This is a genomic window from Psychrobacter sp. S1-30-MNA-CIBAN-0213 (assembly GCF_040309845.1).
In the GTDB taxonomy this organism is placed as follows: Bacteria; Pseudomonadota; Gammaproteobacteria; order Pseudomonadales; family Moraxellaceae; genus Psychrobacter.
In genome coordinates this window covers 51,989-70,017 of the sequence record NZ_JBEOPE010000002.1, presented here as the reverse complement: position 1 = coordinate 70,017, position 18,029 = coordinate 51,989, and the positions used below count along the sequence as shown (strand labels likewise).

General features: G+C 42.9%; 14 protein-coding genes. 12 read left to right on the top strand and 2 right to left on the bottom strand.

Translation table 11 applies throughout. The annotated features are described in order from the left end of the window. Positions 1-16 precede the first annotated feature (16 nt). A complete protein-coding gene (nhaC, locus tag AAEY87_RS02125) occupies positions 17-1,420 on the top strand; it encodes a Na+/H+ antiporter NhaC (RefSeq protein WP_068326901.1) in 1,404 nt (467 codons plus the stop codon). 133 nt (positions 1,421-1,553) lie between these two features. On the opposite strand, the gene AAEY87_RS02120 is transcribed toward nhaC (AAEY87_RS02125), so the two are convergent. Continuing rightward, positions 1,554-2,231 carry a DUF421 domain-containing protein gene (locus AAEY87_RS02120; RefSeq protein WP_350655752.1) on the bottom strand — a complete coding sequence of 226 codons (678 nt, stop codon included), beginning with the start codon at positions 2,229-2,231 and terminating at the stop codon, positions 1,554-1,556. A gap of 406 nt (positions 2,232-2,637) precedes the next feature. On the opposite strand from AAEY87_RS02120, the gene fahA reads away from it, so the two are divergent. The 3 genes from fahA (at position 2,638) to AAEY87_RS02105 (ending at position 5,760) form a co-directional block, all read left to right on the top strand. After that, entirely contained in the window at positions 2,638-3,921 is a 1,284-nt protein-coding gene (gene fahA / locus AAEY87_RS02115; protein WP_203226520.1) for a fumarylacetoacetase, read from the top strand. Between the two features lie 136 nt (positions 3,922-4,057). Next, positions 4,058-4,633 (top strand): VOC family protein, encoded by a 576-nt coding sequence (locus tag AAEY87_RS02110; RefSeq protein WP_068035116.1) that lies wholly within the window; start codon positions 4,058-4,060, stop codon positions 4,631-4,633. A gap of 59 nt (positions 4,634-4,692) precedes the next feature. Next, on the top strand, positions 4,693-5,760 hold the full coding sequence (locus AAEY87_RS02105; RefSeq protein WP_350655751.1) for a TRAP transporter substrate-binding protein: 1,068 nt from the start codon (positions 4,693-4,695) through the stop codon (positions 5,758-5,760). 56 nt (positions 5,761-5,816) lie between these two features. Here the strand turns inward: AAEY87_RS02105 and AAEY87_RS02100 are convergent, their stop codons facing one another. Then, a complete protein-coding gene (locus AAEY87_RS02100) occupies positions 5,817-6,674 on the bottom strand; it encodes an IclR family transcriptional regulator (protein WP_350655750.1) in 858 nt (285 codons plus the stop codon). Between the two features lie 292 nt (positions 6,675-6,966). On the opposite strand from AAEY87_RS02100, the gene maiA reads away from it, so the two are divergent. From maiA to AAEY87_RS02060, 8 genes are all read left to right on the top strand, one after another. Further along, positions 6,967-7,608 carry a maleylacetoacetate isomerase gene (gene maiA, locus AAEY87_RS02095; protein WP_350655967.1) on the top strand — a complete coding sequence of 214 codons (642 nt, stop codon included), beginning with the start codon at positions 6,967-6,969 and terminating at the stop codon, positions 7,606-7,608. A gap of 377 nt (positions 7,609-7,985) precedes the next feature. Then, positions 7,986-8,948 carry a LysR substrate-binding domain-containing protein gene (locus AAEY87_RS02090; RefSeq protein ID WP_350655749.1) on the top strand — a complete coding sequence of 321 codons (963 nt, stop codon included), beginning with the start codon at positions 7,986-7,988 and terminating at the stop codon, positions 8,946-8,948. 299 nt (positions 8,949-9,247) lie between these two features. Next, positions 9,248-10,624, top strand: coding sequence for a 2-aminoadipate transaminase (locus tag AAEY87_RS02085; protein WP_350655966.1), 1,377 nt, complete (start codon positions 9,248-9,250; stop codon positions 10,622-10,624). A 298-nt stretch (positions 10,625-10,922) separates the two neighbouring features. Beyond that, positions 10,923-12,302: a 2-oxoadipate dioxygenase/decarboxylase HglS gene (hglS, locus tag AAEY87_RS02080; RefSeq protein WP_502945442.1), complete on the top strand. Its 1,380-nt coding sequence runs from the start codon at positions 10,923-10,925 to the stop codon at positions 12,300-12,302. A gap of 177 nt (positions 12,303-12,479) precedes the next feature. After that, entirely contained in the window at positions 12,480-13,970 is a 1,491-nt protein-coding gene (amaB, locus tag AAEY87_RS02075) for an L-piperidine-6-carboxylate dehydrogenase (RefSeq protein ID WP_350655746.1), read from the top strand. Between the two features lie 223 nt (positions 13,971-14,193). After that, positions 14,194-15,657, top strand: a complete 1,464-nt coding sequence (gene nhaC / locus AAEY87_RS02070) for a Na+/H+ antiporter NhaC (protein WP_068035120.1) — start codon at positions 14,194-14,196, stop codon at positions 15,655-15,657. A 17-nt stretch (positions 15,658-15,674) separates the two neighbouring features. Further along, entirely contained in the window at positions 15,675-16,961 is a 1,287-nt protein-coding gene (gene amaA / locus AAEY87_RS02065) for an L-pipecolate oxidase (RefSeq protein WP_068035121.1), read from the top strand. A gap of 159 nt (positions 16,962-17,120) precedes the next feature. After that, positions 17,121-17,972 (top strand): HpcH/HpaI aldolase/citrate lyase family protein, encoded by an 852-nt coding sequence (locus AAEY87_RS02060; protein WP_350655744.1) that lies wholly within the window; start codon positions 17,121-17,123, stop codon positions 17,970-17,972. Positions 17,973-18,029: the final 57 nt, after the last annotated feature.

Genomic DNA, 18,029 nt, shown 5'->3' with positions numbered 1-18,029 from the left:
CATCTAAGGATGTGTGATGCCTCCAAAAATACTAACCCAGTTCTCACCCAAACTGGCATTTATTATTGCTACCACTGTCATCGCCATTATGGGTGTCACCATGATTGGCCTTGGCTGGGTGCCACATTTATCATTGATACTCGCTATCTGCGTGTTATTGGCTATCGGTCTATTTAAGGGCCTTAGCTTTAATGATATGCAAGCGCAAATGGCCTCTGGAGTGATGAGCGGTATCGGTGCGATTTACTTATTCTTCTTTATTGGCTTGATGGTTGCCGCTCTAATGATGTCGGGAGCTATACCGACACTGATGTATTTTGGCTTCGAGCTAATATCACCGGAGTTTTATTACATATCAGCCTTTGTACTCACTTCGATTATTGGTATTGCATTGGGCAGTAGTTTGACTACTGCGGCAACGTTAGGCGTGGCATTTATTGGTATGAGTAATGCGTTTGATGCCAATGTCGCTATCGCTGCTGGCGCTGTCGTATCGGGTGCGTTTTTTGGTGATAAGATGTCGCCATTATCTGATACTTGTACTATTGCTTCATCGGTCGTGGGTATTGATTTATTTGAGCATATTCGCAATATGATGTACACCACGGTGCCTGCGTGGATACTGACTGTCATACTTTTTTGGTTCTTCTCTGGACAGACTGTTAGTGGTGACTTGAGTCAGGTGACTGTCTTGCAAGGACAGCTGATCGCAAGTGGCTTGGTACATAGTTATGCAGTATTGCCGTTTGTGGTACTTGTTGGACTGGCTGTATTTCGGGTCAACGCCATCTATACTATTATCTGTACCATTATTACCGCATTGATTGTTACCTACTTGCATAGTTCGCCAAGCTTTGGACAATTGGGCGGGTACTTCTTTGCAGGTTATGCACCCGCTGAATCGCTAGATCTTGGGGAAGTAGGCGGTATGCTCTCGCGTGGCGGTGTACAAAGCATGTTCTTTACTCAAATGATTGTGATATTGGCACTTAGTCTTGGTGGATTGCTGAGCGCTTTAGGTATCTTGCCAGCGTTGCTATCAGGGATAAGAGATACTCTAACCAGTCCAGGACGCGCAATATTTGCAACTGCCATGTCAGCACTGAGCATTAACGTCCTTATCGGTGAGCAGTATTTGAGTATCCTACTGTCAGGCACAGCGTTTCGTCCGATATTTGAGCGCTTAAACTTACACCCAAAAAACCTATCTCGTACTATTGAAGATGCAGGGACGGTAATCAATCCGCTCGTACCTTGGAGTGTGTGCGGGGTGTTTATTAGTCAAGCCTTAGGCGTACCAGTACTGGATTATCTGCCTTATGCGTTCTTCTGTTATCTATCGCTATTACTGACGATACTATTTGGCTTTACAGGGCTGACAATCAGTCGTAAAGATGGAACTAAAGTATCAGCCCGATAGTTAGGTTAGATTTTAGTCACGATTCTATATATTGATAAAGCTCGTACAAAGTAAAGCCGTCCCAATTTAATGGTGACGGCTTTATTAATTTTAGACAAAGCAAAAGTCGATTTCAGGCTGTCTTACAATTTCATTATCTAACAATCCCGCTATCCAAGGCCTTCGCCCAACTTTCACATTCACAGCGTACGCATTGCTGATTTGGCTTCGCAATATAATCGACATAGCCACAATGCATACAAGCATAGCAATGCTTTGGATCTATCTCTTTAACTGGCTGATACTGCTTGGGGAAAAGTGGCAAACCATAACGCGTTTCATCAGGTGGAAATAGCAATAAGCTAAATGAGCCATCCGTCTCTAATAAGCCCACACGTACCTGACCCAAGTGTTCAACACCTTGTTGGCGCATCTCAGCAAAAAACTCATCATGCGACATCTTGCCTCTTTTAATCTTATCTATTACTAAGGCGCCGTCTTCTACAATATAAATCGACTTTCCTTCCAAAAGATCTTCAAAGGGCTGGTATTTCATCATTACCCAAGTGCAGAGCCGATACATGATAATCACGATACTCATGATGAGTACCGCTTGTATAATCGGTAAATCCTCGGTGAACATCGGATCACCAGCGATAGAACCCAGTGACAAAATAATGGTCAGCTCAAAAATAGACAGCTGCCGGACGCCGCGTTTACCAGTGAAACGTAAAAATATGATAATCATGCTAAACATAACAATCACGCGTATGACGATTTCGGCAGCAAACGCCCAAGTTGTGTCATGAATAAAGATACTTGCCAAATCCATGTATGTCTTTCCTTTTAAAGTGTGGCTATCAAAACACGTTATAGCTATTTCTATTGTGGTTAATACAGGCACTTACTTTGCGTGAAATGTCAGATATTAGATGTTAAGCAATGGGGCTTGTGCCGAGTCGCTGCCGAATTTCTCCATTGCTGCAGCATTATAAATTAATAAATTCATTACCTTACAAAACAAATCAAAATTGAGACTAAAATAGGAAGCAGTAAACCACAAAATAGCTTTTATACCTTATTAAATTACTCAGTAATCGCTTGCAATGTAAATTGATATAAATTACATTATATGTAAGATGTTAATCTATACGTAATTTACTATTTTTTATAAACTGTTTTCCATAAAACTATATTCATAAGACTCATTGACCAGCAAGGAGCTAACCATGTCAACGATTGACACAAACCTCTCTTCATTTCTCGATATCGCAAGCGACTCTGATTTTTCTATTCACAATTTGCCTTATGGCATCTTTAGTGAAACTGCCGATGGCAAGCGCCGCGCTGGTGTCGCCATTGGTGAACACGTTTTGGACTTAGCGGTACTTGAAACCGAAGGTCTAATTAAATTAGAAGGTGGTCGCTATTTTGACCAGCCGACACTTAATGCCTTTATTGATTCTGGTCGAGATAATTGGACTACCGCGCGTAGCACTATTCAAACACTGTTAGCTGCCGACACTGACACTCTACGTGATAACCAAGACTTGCAAGGTAAGGCGTTATTTAAGCAAGCCGATGTCACGATGCATCTACCTGTCCATGTCCCTGGCTATACTGACTTTTATTCGTCGAAAGAGCATGCTACTAACGTCGGTACGCTATTCCGTGATCCTGCTAATGCGCTATTGCCGAACTGGAAGGAAATGCCAGTCGGTTATAACGGCCGTGCCAGTACGGTCTTTGTGACGGGCTCCACAGATATCATTCGTCCGTCAGGTCAGCTAAAACCCAATCCAGATGAGCGTCCTATTTTTGCGCCTTGTAAGCGTCTTGATTTTGAGCTTGAAACTGCATTTATCGTAGGTCAACCTAATAAAATCGGAGAGCCAATTTCTATCAAAAACGCATGGGATCATATTTTTGGTATGGTGCTGTTTAACGATTGGTCAGCTCGTGATATTCAAAAATGGGAATACGTTCCTTTAGGCCCTTTTAATGCTAAAACTTTTGCTTCTGAGATATCCCCTTGGATTGTCACTTTAGATGCGCTAGAACCTTTTAAAACCTCAATCCCAACTCAGGATCCGGAGCCACTGGCTTATCTACGTGAGAAAAAATCCGATAACAGCTTTGATATTAATTTGTCAGTGGAATTGCTTCCAGAAAATGCTGATAGCGCTACCGTCATCTCTGAAACCAATTTTAAATACATGTACTGGTCGATGGCTCAGCAATTGACGCATCACACTATTACTGGCTGTAAAGTCGAAGTCGGCGATATGATGGGCTCGGGTACCATCTCAGGGCCAACGCCAGACTCTTATGGCTCAATGCTCGAGATCGCTTGGAACGCGACCAAACCTGTTGAGCTTAAAGGCGGGGGCACACGTACTTTTATCGACGACGGTGATACCGTTATCATGAAAGGCTATAGCGAAAAAGGTGGCATTCGTGTTGGGTTTGGTGAAGTGCGCGGTAAAGTATTGCCTGCTTTAAACTTTGATTTTGACGCATAACTTTTATATAGAACAGGCGTAAAACAATCGATTGGCATTATTAAGATTAGGAGCTATACGACTTAGGTTAGATCGACATAAAAACCTTATAGCGGTAGCAACCTCAGGTTTTACGCCTTATCAAAAGGATATTGATATGAGTTTTAAAATAGAACAAATTCATCATGTGGCTTATCGCTGCAAAGATGCTAAAGAAACCGTAGAGTGGTACAAAAAACACTTGAATATGGATTTCATTTTAGCTTTTGCCGAAGACCACGTACCTTCTACTAAAGCCTTTGATCCCTACATGCATATCTTTTTGGATGCAGGTAACGGTAATGTGTTGGCGTTTTTTGAATTACCCAATCAACCTGAAATGGGTTCTGATCCTAATACGCCAGACTGGGTACAGCATCTGGCAATGAAAGTAAAAGATCGCGATACTTTAATGGCTGCGAAGAAGCATTTAGAGGATGGCGGGATTGACGTCATTGGTGTGACCAATCACGGTATTTTCCATTCTATCTACTTCTTCGATCCTAATGGTCATCGTATGGAACTCACTTACGATGATATTACCTCAGAAGAAAAAGTCTCGATGATTACTGAAGAGATAAAACACGACATGTTAGAAGAATGGTCACGTACTAAACGTGCGCCCGCTCATACACATTTTTTGCATGCCGAAGAATTGAAAGAAGCTAAAGAACAGGTGCCTGTAGGGGAGTAGGCATTGCTTCATGCTAAGCTTTAATAGTGAGAACTCAATCATCAAGAAAGGACTCTACGATGAAAACCAAACTATCTACTGGAATCGCTCTGGCTACCGTACTTGCAATGTCTGGGATAGCATTATCTGGCTGCTCTGATAATAATCAAGCTACATCTGCTAATGGCGACTCAGACGATGTGACAACGCTTAGATTCTCACATTTTATGACGGCTAATGACAATATGAATACTGAAGGCTTTGAGCCTTGGGCGCAAAAAATTGAAGAAGACTCGAATGGACGCCTAAAGATTGAGATTTATCCTTCCGCTACTCTAAGCAAACCAGGCGCCACTTATGATGCTGCGGCAAAAGGCACTGTAGATATTGGTATGCAAGTGCAAGGCTATACCGCTGGGCGCTTTCCTCTAACCCAAGTGGTAGAGCTACCGGGTATATCCAATACCGCAGAGCAACAGACCTGCATACTATATAAGCTCCATGACGATGGGGTTATTTCAGATGAATATGAGGACACCCATCTGCTCGCTTTGATGGGTTCAGGACAGGGGGCGCTGCATACCGTTGATAAGCCCATTCGTACGCCAGCAGATATGAAGGGTATGCGAATTCGTCAACCATCTGTAGTTGCCAGCCACATTATTGAAGCTACTGGTGCTGCTCCCGTGGGGATGCCTGCTAGTGATACTTATACTTCGCTACAGCGCGGCGTCATCGATGGTCTAGCCTTTACTTGGCAGCCTATTCAAGCGTTCCGTCTCGATGAGCTACTTAGCGCGCACACCAACATACCTTTTTATAACTCTACCTTTGTGGTCACTATGAACAAGGATAAATATAATAGTCTGCCTGATGATCTCAAAAAAGTTATTGATGATAATTCAGGGCTAGTCATGTCAGATCGTATCGCTAAAATATTTGATAGAAGTAATGATGAAGCAATGGCTGCCGCTCGTGCCAAAGGCAATACGATGATCGATATTCCAGACCCTCTAAATGATCCTGATTGGCAAGGCCCGTTACTAGAGGGTACGCAGAGATATCTGGATGAGTTAGCGGCTAAAGGCTTGGATGGTCAAACCGTCTATGAAAAAACCAAAGCGGCCAGCGCAGCCTGTAAGGTTTAAATTATTTAATAGGTTAGATGAGCGTTTTGTGCAAAATAAACTAGTTAATAAGACAGCTAAGCAATCTGATAACGCTTAGCTATTGATAGTATTTTATCCATTACTTGCTGGTTATCCAGCGGCAGTTGTTCAGCAGTACCGATAATGGTGAGCGCGTATTCTAATAGCCCACCCTTAGCAGATGCACTGATATCGTTAACGTCTTTAGACTGCGGTAAAGTAACGGGTATGCTAATAGCATTAATCCCCATTAGCATATCTCCGGTAACCGTGGCATATCCTTGCGCCCGGATTCCAGTTTGCAGCTTTGTAAACGCTTGCCATTTAACGGATAGTTCGGCTTTATCGGCTTTAGCAGGAGAGGTGGATGTAGGAGCTGAGGACAAAATATCAATATCTCCTTGCCACTCTGCAAGCACTAAAGGTTTGATAATAGTATCAGGTTGATAGCTGGCAAACAGCCTACCTGTTGCAGAAGACGTCAAAGGCATGCGTGAGCCTATACGAGTAATAATACTAATCGGACTGTCTGGCTCAAATGAATGAATAACGATGGGCCCTTCACTAAACCACTTGGCGATTTGCACCCCGCAATTAACGGCATTTTTAATTTCAGTAGCAGCATTAGTAAGTCGCTGCAAAATATTGTTTTGATCGAAACTGGTGTGACCTAGTGCATTGACTCGAGCACCTAATCCGTAGCGTCCATCGCTCAGCTTGCGCGCATAATCTTTACGAATGAGACTAACCAAATAACGATGTACTTTTGCAGGGTGCATTTGTATTGCTTGAGCAATATCTTTTAGCATCATAGGTTCGTGATACTCTATAAGTACATCTAGTACAGAGAGACCAATCTCAAGTGACTGTATGCCACCTTGGTTTTTATTTGCTGTTGTTTCTGTTGATGACATTGATAGCCCGGTTGAATAAAAAGAACAATTTGACGGTTATGTTTGATAGCTATATTCGATAGTTCGAACTTAGCAGGTTTATCACTGTGACTAATTATATAGGTAATAATGAACGTTTGATATATATAGAAAAACTCCCTTTAACGGCTAATATGATTATAAGCTTGACCTAGTTTTTTGAATGGAATCACCTATGGCTTAGTATTTATAACGAAGCATTCATAACTAAGTGTTTACAACTAAGCACTTATAACTAAGCACCTATAACAACATATTCAGGAGAATAACTATGATGAAACTTTATGGCTACTTTCGCAGTGGTACGTCACACCGTACTCGTATCGCGTTGAATCTAAAGGGCTTAGATTATGATGCTATCTCTATCAATTTGGCACAGGATGAGCAGTCTGAGCCATCATTTAAAGCCATTAATCCGCAAGGTTTAGTACCTGCTTTGCAGACAGACGACTTACTGCTTTATCAAAGCCCAGCTATCTTAGAATGGTTAGAAGAAGTTTATCCGCATAACCCATTATTGCCCAAAGATGCTGCTGGTCGTATGCAAGTGCGAGCGCTAAGCGCGATGATTGGTTGTGACATTCATCCGATTAATAACCGCCGTATCCTACAATATTTACGCAATGAGTTGTCAGTCGATGAAGATGAGGTTTTGGCATGGTGTCAACGCTGGATAGAGGAAGGCTTTGCTGCGTTAGAGACGTTACTAGCAAAAGATGAGTCACGCGGCAAATTTTGCTACGGTAATAGTCCGACTTTTGCAGATTGCTATTTAATCCCGCAAGTCTATTCAGCTCGCCGCTTCAAAGTGGATTTGACGCCTTATCCAAACATTATGGCCATTGATGAGCATTGTCGTACGCTTCAAGAGTTTTTTGATGCGGATCCTATGAATCAACCTGATGCACCGCATTAAAAAGACAATAATGTTCAAGTAAGTTAACCGCTTATTTAACTGTTACTCATTTCACTGTCAATCACTTCACTAAGCCGATAGCTATTTTGCTATCGGCTTTTTAGCATTGCTTTTATAACTGATAGAGTGTTTTTTAAAGTAATACTTTTGATTAGACTATCAAAGAGAGTGAATCATTAGGCTTAATATCAGTACCTGCTGTCCAGTACCTCAATTTGAGATATAATCCTAATACTTGAACACATGCTTTTATTAATAAGACTATCAGTACAGCGTTACTAACGTCTAAACAATCTCCCAGTTTTGATAAACTAGCTACTATCAGCAGTGCCTATTTGTAAATATTTAACACGCCCTACATGAGATAATAAATATAAATGATGAAAACCGAAACCAATAAGCCCCTTGCGTTTAGAAGATATCCGTCGACTACTGCCTTGCAGTGCTTTGAGACAGCTGCACGCCATTTGAGTTTTACCAATGCCGCGCAAGAGATGCATATGACTCAAAGCGCCATTAGCAAGCAAGTCGCTCAGTTAGAGGAGATGTTGAGCATTTCGCTCTTTTATCGTACGCCGCACCGGATTTCATTGACGCCAGCTGGCAAGACTTATTATCTTGAAGTGTTGGAGATTCTCAAACATATCGAGGTGGCGACCACCAGTTTGATGTCACACAGTGATAATACAGAAGTGCTCAAGATTGCTTCACACCCGACTTTTTGTTCACGCTGGTTGTTACCTGCGCTAAGTGGCTTTAGCCAAGCTCATCCATTGATTAATTTAGATATAAAAGAGCAAGTTGGGCCATTTTTTACTGAAGACCAAAACGTCGATATTGCCTTTTTATATGGCGATGGTATTTGGGGTGGCATGGAGGCGATTAAGCTGTTTGATGAGTATTGCGTGGCGGTCTGCCAGCCTGAATACTTGTATGATAAAAATCGAGATAAAAACCCCTGTACGAGCAATGTAGATAACTGCACCTTGCTACAGTTGAGCTCACGTCCAAGTGCTTGGTATGAGTATTTTAAGCAACAAGGCATCAGTATCGATGGGACGTTTGTAGGCCCACGTTTTGATACTTTTCATGCTTGTATTGCAGCCGCCTTGCTCGGCTATGGTATCGCACTCGTACCCCTGCGTTTGGTCGCTCCTGAACTACAGTCAGGGACGCTGGTGACAGCATGGAATTATGCGTCAAAAGGGCGGGGCTCTTACTATATAACTTACCCCTTGTCCTTAGGCAGATCGCATAAGGTAAAAGTTATTTTAGAATGGGTCTCAGTGTATCTTGAAACCTCTAATCAGCATGAGGATGCGATAGATTTTGTTTTCTAAATCTCAAATTGGTTCCAGTATTTAAGTGCATCAATAAGTCTGTGCCGGACTTCATTTAAAGACCATTTTTTATCCAAAATCTATTCTTAATCTAAAACCCATTGCTGAATCTAAAACCCATTTTTAAACATATATTTCTTGGCAAAGATAAGTATCTTCTACTTTGCCAAGTCATTTTTAAGTCTGTTGTTCTAATGGCAATGACAAAAAGGAATGAGCGCACAACTATTATTCGTTTGCTGAGTAGGCAGGGTTTTGCTGAAATGAGAGCCACACTCAAGGAAGATGAGAGACGCTCAATGGATATGCGCTATAACGTCACGGATGCTTTTACGATGGTGCATCCTGTGACTCTTACCAAAGGCAAAAACGCAAAAGTTTGGGACAGTGATGACCGTTGCTACATCGACTTTGTTGGCGGTATCGGTGTCTTAAATTTTGGTCATTGTCATCCTCATATCGTCTCCGCGATTATCAATCAAGCACAATCTCTTATTCATTATGCCTACAATGCGGCTGCCCATCAGCCTTATCAAACCTTTATGCCACGGCTTTGTGAGCTGATTCCAATCAGTGGTGAGCTATCAGGCATGCTGACTAATTGCGGTGCAGAAGCCACCGAAAATGCTATAAAAATTGCCCGCCTAAAGACAGGTCGTGTGGGTGTGATTGCCTTTGATGGTGGCTTTCATGGGCGCACACTGGCTGCGGTAAATCTAAATGGTAAAGTCGCTCCTTATAAGCGCGGGCTCGGGCCTTTAGCAGGTGGCGTTTACCATATTCCTTTTCCTAGCCCAGATAATGAAGTGAGCGATCAGCAGGCTATCGATGCGCTTGCGCGTCTATTTGCGGTAGAGACCGATATTGATAATATCGGCGCCATCATCGTAGAGCCAGTACAAGGCGAGGGTGGATTTCAGATAATGTCGGCCACATTCGCCAAATATTTGCGCGCCTTTTGTGATGAGCAGGGCATTTTGCTCATTATGGACGAAATTCAATCGGGCTATGGTCGTACGGGTACACCTTTTGCCTTTACACATTTAGGGATTGAGCCTGACATGATATTGCTAGGCAAAAGCATCGCAGGTGGTTTGCCGTTAGGGGCAGTGATAGGCAAAGCGAGCGTCATGAATGGCTTGCCTAAAGGTAGCTTAGGCGGTACTTATTCAGGTAATCCAGTAGCGTGTGCCGCCGCCAATGCCACGTTGGACATTATGCAAGAAGATGAGGTATGGGAGTCTGCCAGACATTATGCCCAAATCATTGAAGAAACCGTAAACCAATGGCAGCAAGAGGGCGTATCGCCTTGGCTGTTTGGCCTTACTGGTATCGGTGCGATGCGTGGTATCGAGCTTCGCCATCCTGAACATGATGTCGATCCAAGCGTGATGACATATGTGTTAACGCAAGCGCGGGAGCGTGGTCTGCTATTGATGCCTAGCGGTAAATATCGCCATATTATTCGCCTGCTACCGCCTCTAACAATCGAGCCTGAAACCCTGCAAGCTGGCCTTGATATTCTAAAAGAGGTTTTAAGTACTATTCCTGATGAAATAGCAGTGAATAAAGATTTTATTATTGAAAATTCAGCGAATCAAGTGTCAGCAATCAAAGCGTCAGCGTTTCAAACATCAATGACTCAAGCACCAGCAAATTATTTTTCTGCCACGTAACTCTCTTTGTATAAAGCTCTGCTATATAGTTTTTATGGTTATTTTCCATACTATAGTTTGTTAATTTTAAAAGCGATAAAGTGCTGCTGGGGTAAGTTTTTTGCAGCCTCTGTCCCGCTTGCGAACAGCACGCAAGAAAAATTTATACCAGTAGCACGTGACTATTAATTAGCAACTAATATTTAACCACCTGTATTTAACAACTTGATATTAATAAAAATTTTCGAGATTTTAACAAGGATGTCTATCTGTGAATCATACATTTATAAATAACGATGCTATTCGCCATGAGTTCTCTATGGCAATGTCAGCCATGTACCAAACTGAAGTTCCGCTATATGGTGACTTACTCGATTTAGTCGCTGAGGTGAATACTGAGGTGCTAACCAAGCACCCTGAGATTAAGGAGCAATTGGAGTACACCGGAGAGATTGATAGACTCAGTATGGAGCGCCATGGTGCGATTAGATTGGGCACAGCGGACGAGCTTAGCATGATGCGTCGGCTTTTTGCCGTAATGGGTATGCATCCTGTTGGCTATTATGATTTAGCACCCGCTGGCGTGCCCGTTCACTCTACGGCTTTTCGAGCCATTGATGCGCAAGCATTAAATCAAAGCCCATTTCGAGTTTTCACCTCTTTATTGCGTCTAGATTTAATTGGTGATGAAGTATTAAAACAGGAAGCGTCAAGTGCATTATCCAACCGTAATATCTTTACCGATAATGTCGTCAGCCTGATTAAGCGCTTTGAAGAGCAGGGTGGTTTAACGTTGGATGAAGGTGAGCAGTTTGTCAGAGAGGCTTTAGAGACCTTTCGCTGGCATGATAAAACGCCTGTCTCAAAAGAGCTATATCAACGCTTATTAGAGCAACACGGCCTCATTGCTGATGTCGTCGGTTTTAAAGGCCCGCATATCAATCATTTGACTCCTAGAACGCTGGATATAGATACCGTACAGCAAGGCATGCAGGCAAAAGGCATTCCGCCAAAAGCGATTATCGAAGGGCCACCAAAACGGGAATGTCCGATTCTATTAAGACAGACGAGCTTTAAGGCATTAGAGGAAGCCGTTAGTTTTAAAAATCCAAATGGCGAGTATGAACAGGGCCATCATACCGCACGATTTGGTGAGATTGAGCAACGCGGTGTGGCATTAACGCCAAAGGGTAGAGCACTATATGACCAGCTGCTTAGTCAAGCACGCAATCAATTAGGCGCGACTCCGAACGAAGACAATGCCTTGGAGTATTATCAAATTTTAGAGAGTGCATTTGAAGCGTTCCCTGATGATTATCATGCGATGCATAATGAGGAGCTCGCTTACTTTTATTATAAACCAGTCGATAATGCTGCAGATATAAGTAGTGCTATGCTTGGTTTGGAAAGAGTTGATGTACAAATGATGGATTCAAAACAAGCAATTAATACTTTGATTGAGAAAGGCGCTATCTGGGTTGAGCCTATCGTCTATGAAGACTTTTTACCTGTTAGTGCTGCTGGTATTTTTCAATCTAATCTTCAGCAAGATAAGCCGAGCAACTATGATGGCAATTCAAATAAACATGAGTTTGAGCAAGCACTTGGTGCTAGTATTCATGATGAGCTTGCGTTATATGAAGATATACAAGCTCAAAGCTTGAAAAATTGCCTGATGTCTTTAGGCAGTTATGTGTAGAAAATTAGTTATTTATAAAAAGCTGTTATGTATAAAAATTACATATAGCTGTTTTATTTATTCACTATTCCAAAATGGAATGACCGTAGGAAATTTATTATTTTGCAACTTAAACGGTTGCAGGGTAGCTTAAAGGTCTATTAAGGACGTTATAAATTAATATACAAGGGATTGAATATGATTAAGCAATACATGTCTGCCATGGGTGTCAAAGAAGAACAATATCAACATGGCGATTTTGAAGTCAATACACCTATAGACGGTACCGTTATTGGCAAGATAACCTTAGATAGCGTTGATGAAGTCAATAATAAAATCCAAAATGCCAAAAAAGCTTTTAAGGAATGGCGTGTTGTTCCTGCCCCCAAGCGTGGCGAGTTGATTCGTCTGCTGGGTGAAGTGCTGCGCGAGCATAAAGAAGATTTAGGCATGCTGGTGTCGTTTGAGGCCGGCAAGATTAAAGAAGAAGGCCTAGGTGAAGTGCAAGAGATGATCGATATCTGTGACTTCGCTGTTGGCGTTTCGCGTCAGCTGTATGGCTTGACCATTGCCTCAGAGCGCCCAGGTCACCACATGCGTGAGACGTGGCATCCGCTTGGTGTCATCGGTGTCATCTCTGCTTTCAACTTCCCTGTAGCAGTGTGGTCTTGGAATACAGCACTGGCTATCGTTTGTGGTAACCCTGTCGTTTGGAAACCGTCAGAAAAGGCGCCTTTGGTCGCTTTGGCTTGTCAAGCCATGTTCGAAAAAGCCTTGGCAAAGTTTGGTGATGCACCAGATCATTTGTCTCAAGTGATATTGGGTAAGACGGATATCGGTAATGCATTAGTTGAAAACAAAGAGGTAGCTTTGGTGAGCGCGACTGGAAGTACGCGTATGGGTAGAGCTGTCGGGCCAAAAGTTGCAGATCGTTTTGGCAAGTCTTTGCTAGAACTTGGTGGTAATAACGCCATGATCTTGGCGCCAACAGCCGATTTAGATCTTGCCCTACGTGGCATTATATTTTCAGCAGTTGGTACAGCGGGTCAGCGTTGCACCACCTTGCGCCGTCTTTTCGTCCATGAATCTATCAAAGACGATATTTTACCACGCGTAAAATCAGCTTATGAGACTGTCAGTATTGGTCATCCGCTAGAAGGCAATTTGGTCGGCCCACTGATTGATGAAGACAGCTTTAATAACATGCAAGCAGCGTTGAAAAAGGCTCGGCAAGCTGGCGGCACAGTAACAGGTGGCGAGCGCGTATTAGCAGACAAATACCCTGATGCCTATTATGTAACGCCTGCCATTGTAGAGTTTGATGAGCAAAACGACGTTGCTAGAAGCGAAACTTTTGCGCCTATCTTATATGTCATGACGTATAAAGACTTTGATGATGCAATCGAGATGCAAAACGATGTTCCGCAAGGGCTCTCGTCATGTATCTTTACTAATGACTTACGTGAAGCTGAAACTTTCCTCAGCGATCGTGGTAGTGATTGTGGCATCGCTAACGTCAATATCGGTACTAGTGGCGCTGAAATTGGCGGTGCATTTGGTGGCGAAAAAGAAACAGGCGGCGGACGTGAGTCAGGATCAGACGCATGGAAAGCCTATATGCGTCGTCAAACCAACACCATCAACTATTCAACAGAGCTGCCACTTGCCCAAGGTATTAGCTTCGGTTAATACCATTCTGTTTAAGCGCTTGATGTTTGAGCATTTGGTTTTTTAGCTTTTAATTCGATTTGTATTTAGTAAGCATAAATCGCTGAGTACAAATTACTGAGTACAAATTGTTGGACATAAACTACCAAGCATACTCTGCGTATGCTTGGTAGGCTAATAATTATAAGCAATCAAGGATTGGTTGCAATTACCATTGACGGCTACTAAGGAAGGTAGAATTATCATGATCGATGACAAACCGCATGACCCCGCTAATGATGGCTATGGTCCATCTTCTAGCTTCTTACTTGATATTGCCCCTCTAGTATTGACTGCCATGATTCTCATGGTGCAGTTTTTCGTATTTAAAGACTTTACTCCGCATATACCGTTGGCCTGTGGCATATTAATCACTGGCTTATTTATGAAGATGCGTGGCCGTGACTGGCAGGGTATGGAGGAGCGGTTCTTAAAGGTTATTAAAATAGGCCTGCCAGCGATGATTATTCTAATGGGCGTCGGTATGCTCATTGGCTCATGGATTATTGCAGGGACAGTTCCGACCATTCTTTATTACGGTTTTAGTATTTTTTCTCCTTCCTCATTCTTATTTTCAGTCTGTATTATTTGTGCCATTATTTCTGTCGCCACCGGTACCTCGTGGGGCACAGTCGGTACGGTTGGTCTCGCGATGATGGGTATCGGTATGGGACTTGGTATTCCAGCGCATTTTACAGGCGGCGCTATTGTCTCTGGTGCTTTTTTTGGGGACAAAATGTCACCATTGTCAGATACCACCAACCTAACTCCTGCTGCTGCAGGTGTTGAGCTTTGGGATCATATTAGAGGTATGCTGCCGACGACCGTCCCAGCAATGGTTACTGCCTTAGCGCTCTATGCCTGGATTGGCATGGGTTATGGGGATGACAGTATTGACTTATCTTCTATCCGAGCCTTACAAACAAGCCTAGCTGACAACTACAACTTAAGCATTATTACCTTATTACCTGCGCTTGTGGTTGTTATCGCGGCTGTTATGAAAATGCCAGCGATACCGACTGTCTTAGGCGGCGTTGTCGTGGCATCAGTTATTGCGTTTTTTCTACAAGGCGTTGGGGTCAGTGATATTTTTAATGTTTTACAAAACGGCTTTGTCAGCGAAACGGGTTTTGAGGTCGTTGATAAATTGTTATCAAAAGGCGGCGTCATGTCAATGACATGGGTCATTACTTTGACCATCTTTGCACTCGCTTTTGTCGGCTCACTTGAGCATTACGGCACACTGAAAGCCATCATGGCGAAAATAGATAAGGCCGTAAAGTCGCGTATTGGTTTAATTCTAACGACTTATGCCAGCGTCCTTGGCGTTGGTACTTTAATCGGAGACGTTTATACAACTTTGGTATTACCAGGTCGTTTACTAAAAGAGAAATATAAAGAGATGGGCTATAAGCGCACGACGCTAACGCGCTCTATCGAAGACAGTGGTACGCTATTGTCACCGCTTATTCCTTGGAACATGGGCGGTAGCTTTGTCGCAGCGACACTGGGCATAGCAACACTGACTTATGCACCTTTTGCTTTTGCGTGTTGGTTGTCGCCTTTATTTGGCTTGTTATGGGCGTTCCTTGACAAGTTTATACCGCGTGAAGAGCCCACTGTAGAAAAGCTCGATACAGCTACTTCAACTTCAATTAGTGACGTGTGATACGAAGGGAGTATGAGATGTTGCAAGAGCAATGTTTGTGGAACATAACTGCGCCCAATATTGACACCTACAGCCAGATGAGTAGCGATACTCAAGCGACTATTTGTATCATTGGAGGCGGTTATACAGGGTTATCGGCTGCGATTCATCTGGCCGAAAAAGGCGTCAAGGTTATCTTGCTAGAGAGTCAAACGATCGGTAGTGGCGGCTCAGGGAAAAGCGTAGGGCTAGTCAATGCAGGAACTTGGGCACGGCCTGATGACTTGAATATTGCTTTAGGTGAAGCGGCAGGTGAGCGTCTGACAGAAGCCCTTGGACAAGCGCCAAGCTTAGTATTTGACTTAATCAAGCGTTATAATATCGATGCACAAGCCACTCAAGCCGGTAATATCCACATGGCACATAATGCCAAAGGTGAAGTTGATGTCGATATCAGATACGAGCAACTAAGCCGTCGCGGTGCGAATATTGAGGTATTGACCGGAAGCAAATGCCATGAATATTGCGGTACCAAAAGTATCAATAAAGCACTACTAGATCATCGTGCTGGTACCATAAACCCGTTGGCTTATGTCAGAGGACTCGCAAAAGTAGCAACCAGTCTTGGTGTCACTATCTACGAGCATTCAGCTGTTGAAGCACTAGAAAAAGTAGATGGCCATTGGTACACAAGGACTGCTAAAGCCCGCGTAAAGTCTGAGCGTGTCATTATTGCGACTAATGCCTATACCGAAGGCGAATGGACAGAAATTACCAAGACGTTTTATCTGGTTTATTACTATCAGATTGCGTCTGAGCCACTCAGCGGAGAGGCTGCAGATCGTATTTTGCCATACAGAACAGGTGCATGGGATACGCGCTTAGCATTATCTAGCTTTCGTCGTGATGACGATGATCGCCTGTTATTAGGAACGGTCGGTGGTACGCAGCTTAAACCAAAATCCTTTTACCAATCATGGGCCAACGCTGTACAAAAGAGCTATTATCCAGATTTGCCAGCATTTAAATGGCAGTATGAATGGACTGGTAGCTTTGGCTTTACGCAAGATCATATCTTTCGAGTAATGGAGCCCGATGAAGGCTTACTTACAGCAACGGCTTATAACGGACGCGGTATTACCACAGGCACGCTAATGGGCAAGTGCTTTGCAGACTATATACTGACGGGCAATAGAGACAGTATTCCATTACCATTTAAGACTTTAGAAGAAGCAAAAGTCTCTTTTGGAGGACTCAAATCTGGATTTACTGAAGTAGGATTGACGCTGTATCATGCGGGACAATGTTTAAAAATCATCAGATAAATTGATGAGCATTCTTGCAAGCTATATAAATCAGTAAAGTATTGATTAATAACCGTGTTACTATTATGGTTAAAGCCAGACAGCATTTATGTTGTCTGGCTTTTTTCTTCTATTTTCATCACTCAGAAGACAATTATATTTAAAAAAATGGACACTAACATGCAAGCACCTAGCAATAAAAATTTCACTCATATGGCTAACGTGGCAAATACCAAGACATGGTTATTCGTCCCAGCGACTCGAATAGATAGAGTAAGCAAAGCCTTTGCCAGTGGTGCAAATGCAGTGATTGTTGATTTAGAGGATGCAGTTGCTCAAGAGGATAAAGCGCAAGCGCGCAAAGCATTACAAGGATACTATGATAGTGCAGACTATCAACCAGTTTGGGTACGAATTAATCAAGCAGGTAGTACTGATTTTGCTGAAGATATAAAAGCATGTGAGAAGATGCCCAATCTCGCTGGAGTCATACTGCCTAAAGCTGAACAAGCCACAGATATCGAATACATTCATCATTTAACCGGCTTATCTATCATTACATTAATAGAAAATGCCATAGGTTTGCACCAAGTCGATGCTATGGCAAAAGCGTCAGGACTAATCGCGTTCAGTTATGGCTTTCTAGACTTATGCAATGATCTGGGAGTCCAAGTAGGGACGCTAGCGGCAGATATCGTCGCCAATCAGATTCGCTATCAATTAATCCTTACTTCAAAAATCAATCAGCTATTGCCGCCTATTGATACCGTGTATCCCGATTTTAATGACACTGAGGGATTAAGCGCTCGCGTACAGCTGTGGTCACAAATGGGAATGTCCGGCATGCTCTGTATTCATCCTAAGCAAGTGGCTATTGTCCAAAATGCGCTGCAACCGACAGATGCTGAAATTGAGTTTGCTAGGCGTGTGGTAGAAGAATATGAGCGCAGTGGACAAGCTGTGTTTAAAGTAGATGGTGAAATGGTCGATGCACCAGTGATTCAGCGCTGTGTGCAGCTGTTAGCTAAGTAGGTTAAGAAGAAAATTTGAGTTTTGACACACTTGTTATGTACAAAATTAGATTTACAA

What these genes read in the sequence shown, in the direction of transcription:
- AAEY87_RS02085 (WP_350655966.1), top strand. Translation starts at nt 9,248, where the DNA reads ATGGATATGCGCTATAACGTCACGGATGCTTTTACGATGGTGCATCCT.
- AAEY87_RS02090 (WP_350655749.1), top strand. Translation starts at nt 7,986, where the DNA reads ATGATGAAAACCGAAACCAATAAGCCCCTTGCGTTTAGAAGATATCCG.
- nhaC (WP_068035120.1), top strand. Translation starts at nt 14,194, where the DNA reads ATGATCGATGACAAACCGCATGACCCCGCTAATGATGGCTATGGTCCA.
- AAEY87_RS02060 (WP_350655744.1), top strand. Translation starts at nt 17,121, where the DNA reads ATGCAAGCACCTAGCAATAAAAATTTCACTCATATGGCTAACGTGGCA.
- amaB (WP_350655746.1), top strand. Translation starts at nt 12,480, where the DNA reads ATGATTAAGCAATACATGTCTGCCATGGGTGTCAAAGAAGAACAATAT.
- AAEY87_RS02120 (WP_350655752.1), bottom strand. Translation starts at nt 2,231, where the DNA reads ATGGATTTGGCAAGTATCTTTATTCATGACACAACTTGGGCGTTTGCT.
- hglS (WP_502945442.1), top strand. Translation starts at nt 10,923, where the DNA reads ATGGCAATGTCAGCCATGTACCAAACTGAAGTTCCGCTATATGGTGAC.
- AAEY87_RS02100 (WP_350655750.1), bottom strand. Translation starts at nt 6,674, where the DNA reads ATGTCATCAACAGAAACAACAGCAAATAAAAACCAAGGTGGCATACAG.
- AAEY87_RS02110 (WP_068035116.1), top strand. Translation starts at nt 4,058, where the DNA reads ATGAGTTTTAAAATAGAACAAATTCATCATGTGGCTTATCGCTGCAAA.
- AAEY87_RS02105 (WP_350655751.1), top strand. Translation starts at nt 4,693, where the DNA reads ATGAAAACCAAACTATCTACTGGAATCGCTCTGGCTACCGTACTTGCA.
- maiA (WP_350655967.1), top strand. Translation starts at nt 6,967, where the DNA reads ATGAAACTTTATGGCTACTTTCGCAGTGGTACGTCACACCGTACTCGT.
- nhaC (WP_068326901.1), top strand. Translation starts at nt 17, where the DNA reads ATGCCTCCAAAAATACTAACCCAGTTCTCACCCAAACTGGCATTTATT.
- amaA (WP_068035121.1), top strand. Translation starts at nt 15,675, where the DNA reads ATGTTGCAAGAGCAATGTTTGTGGAACATAACTGCGCCCAATATTGAC.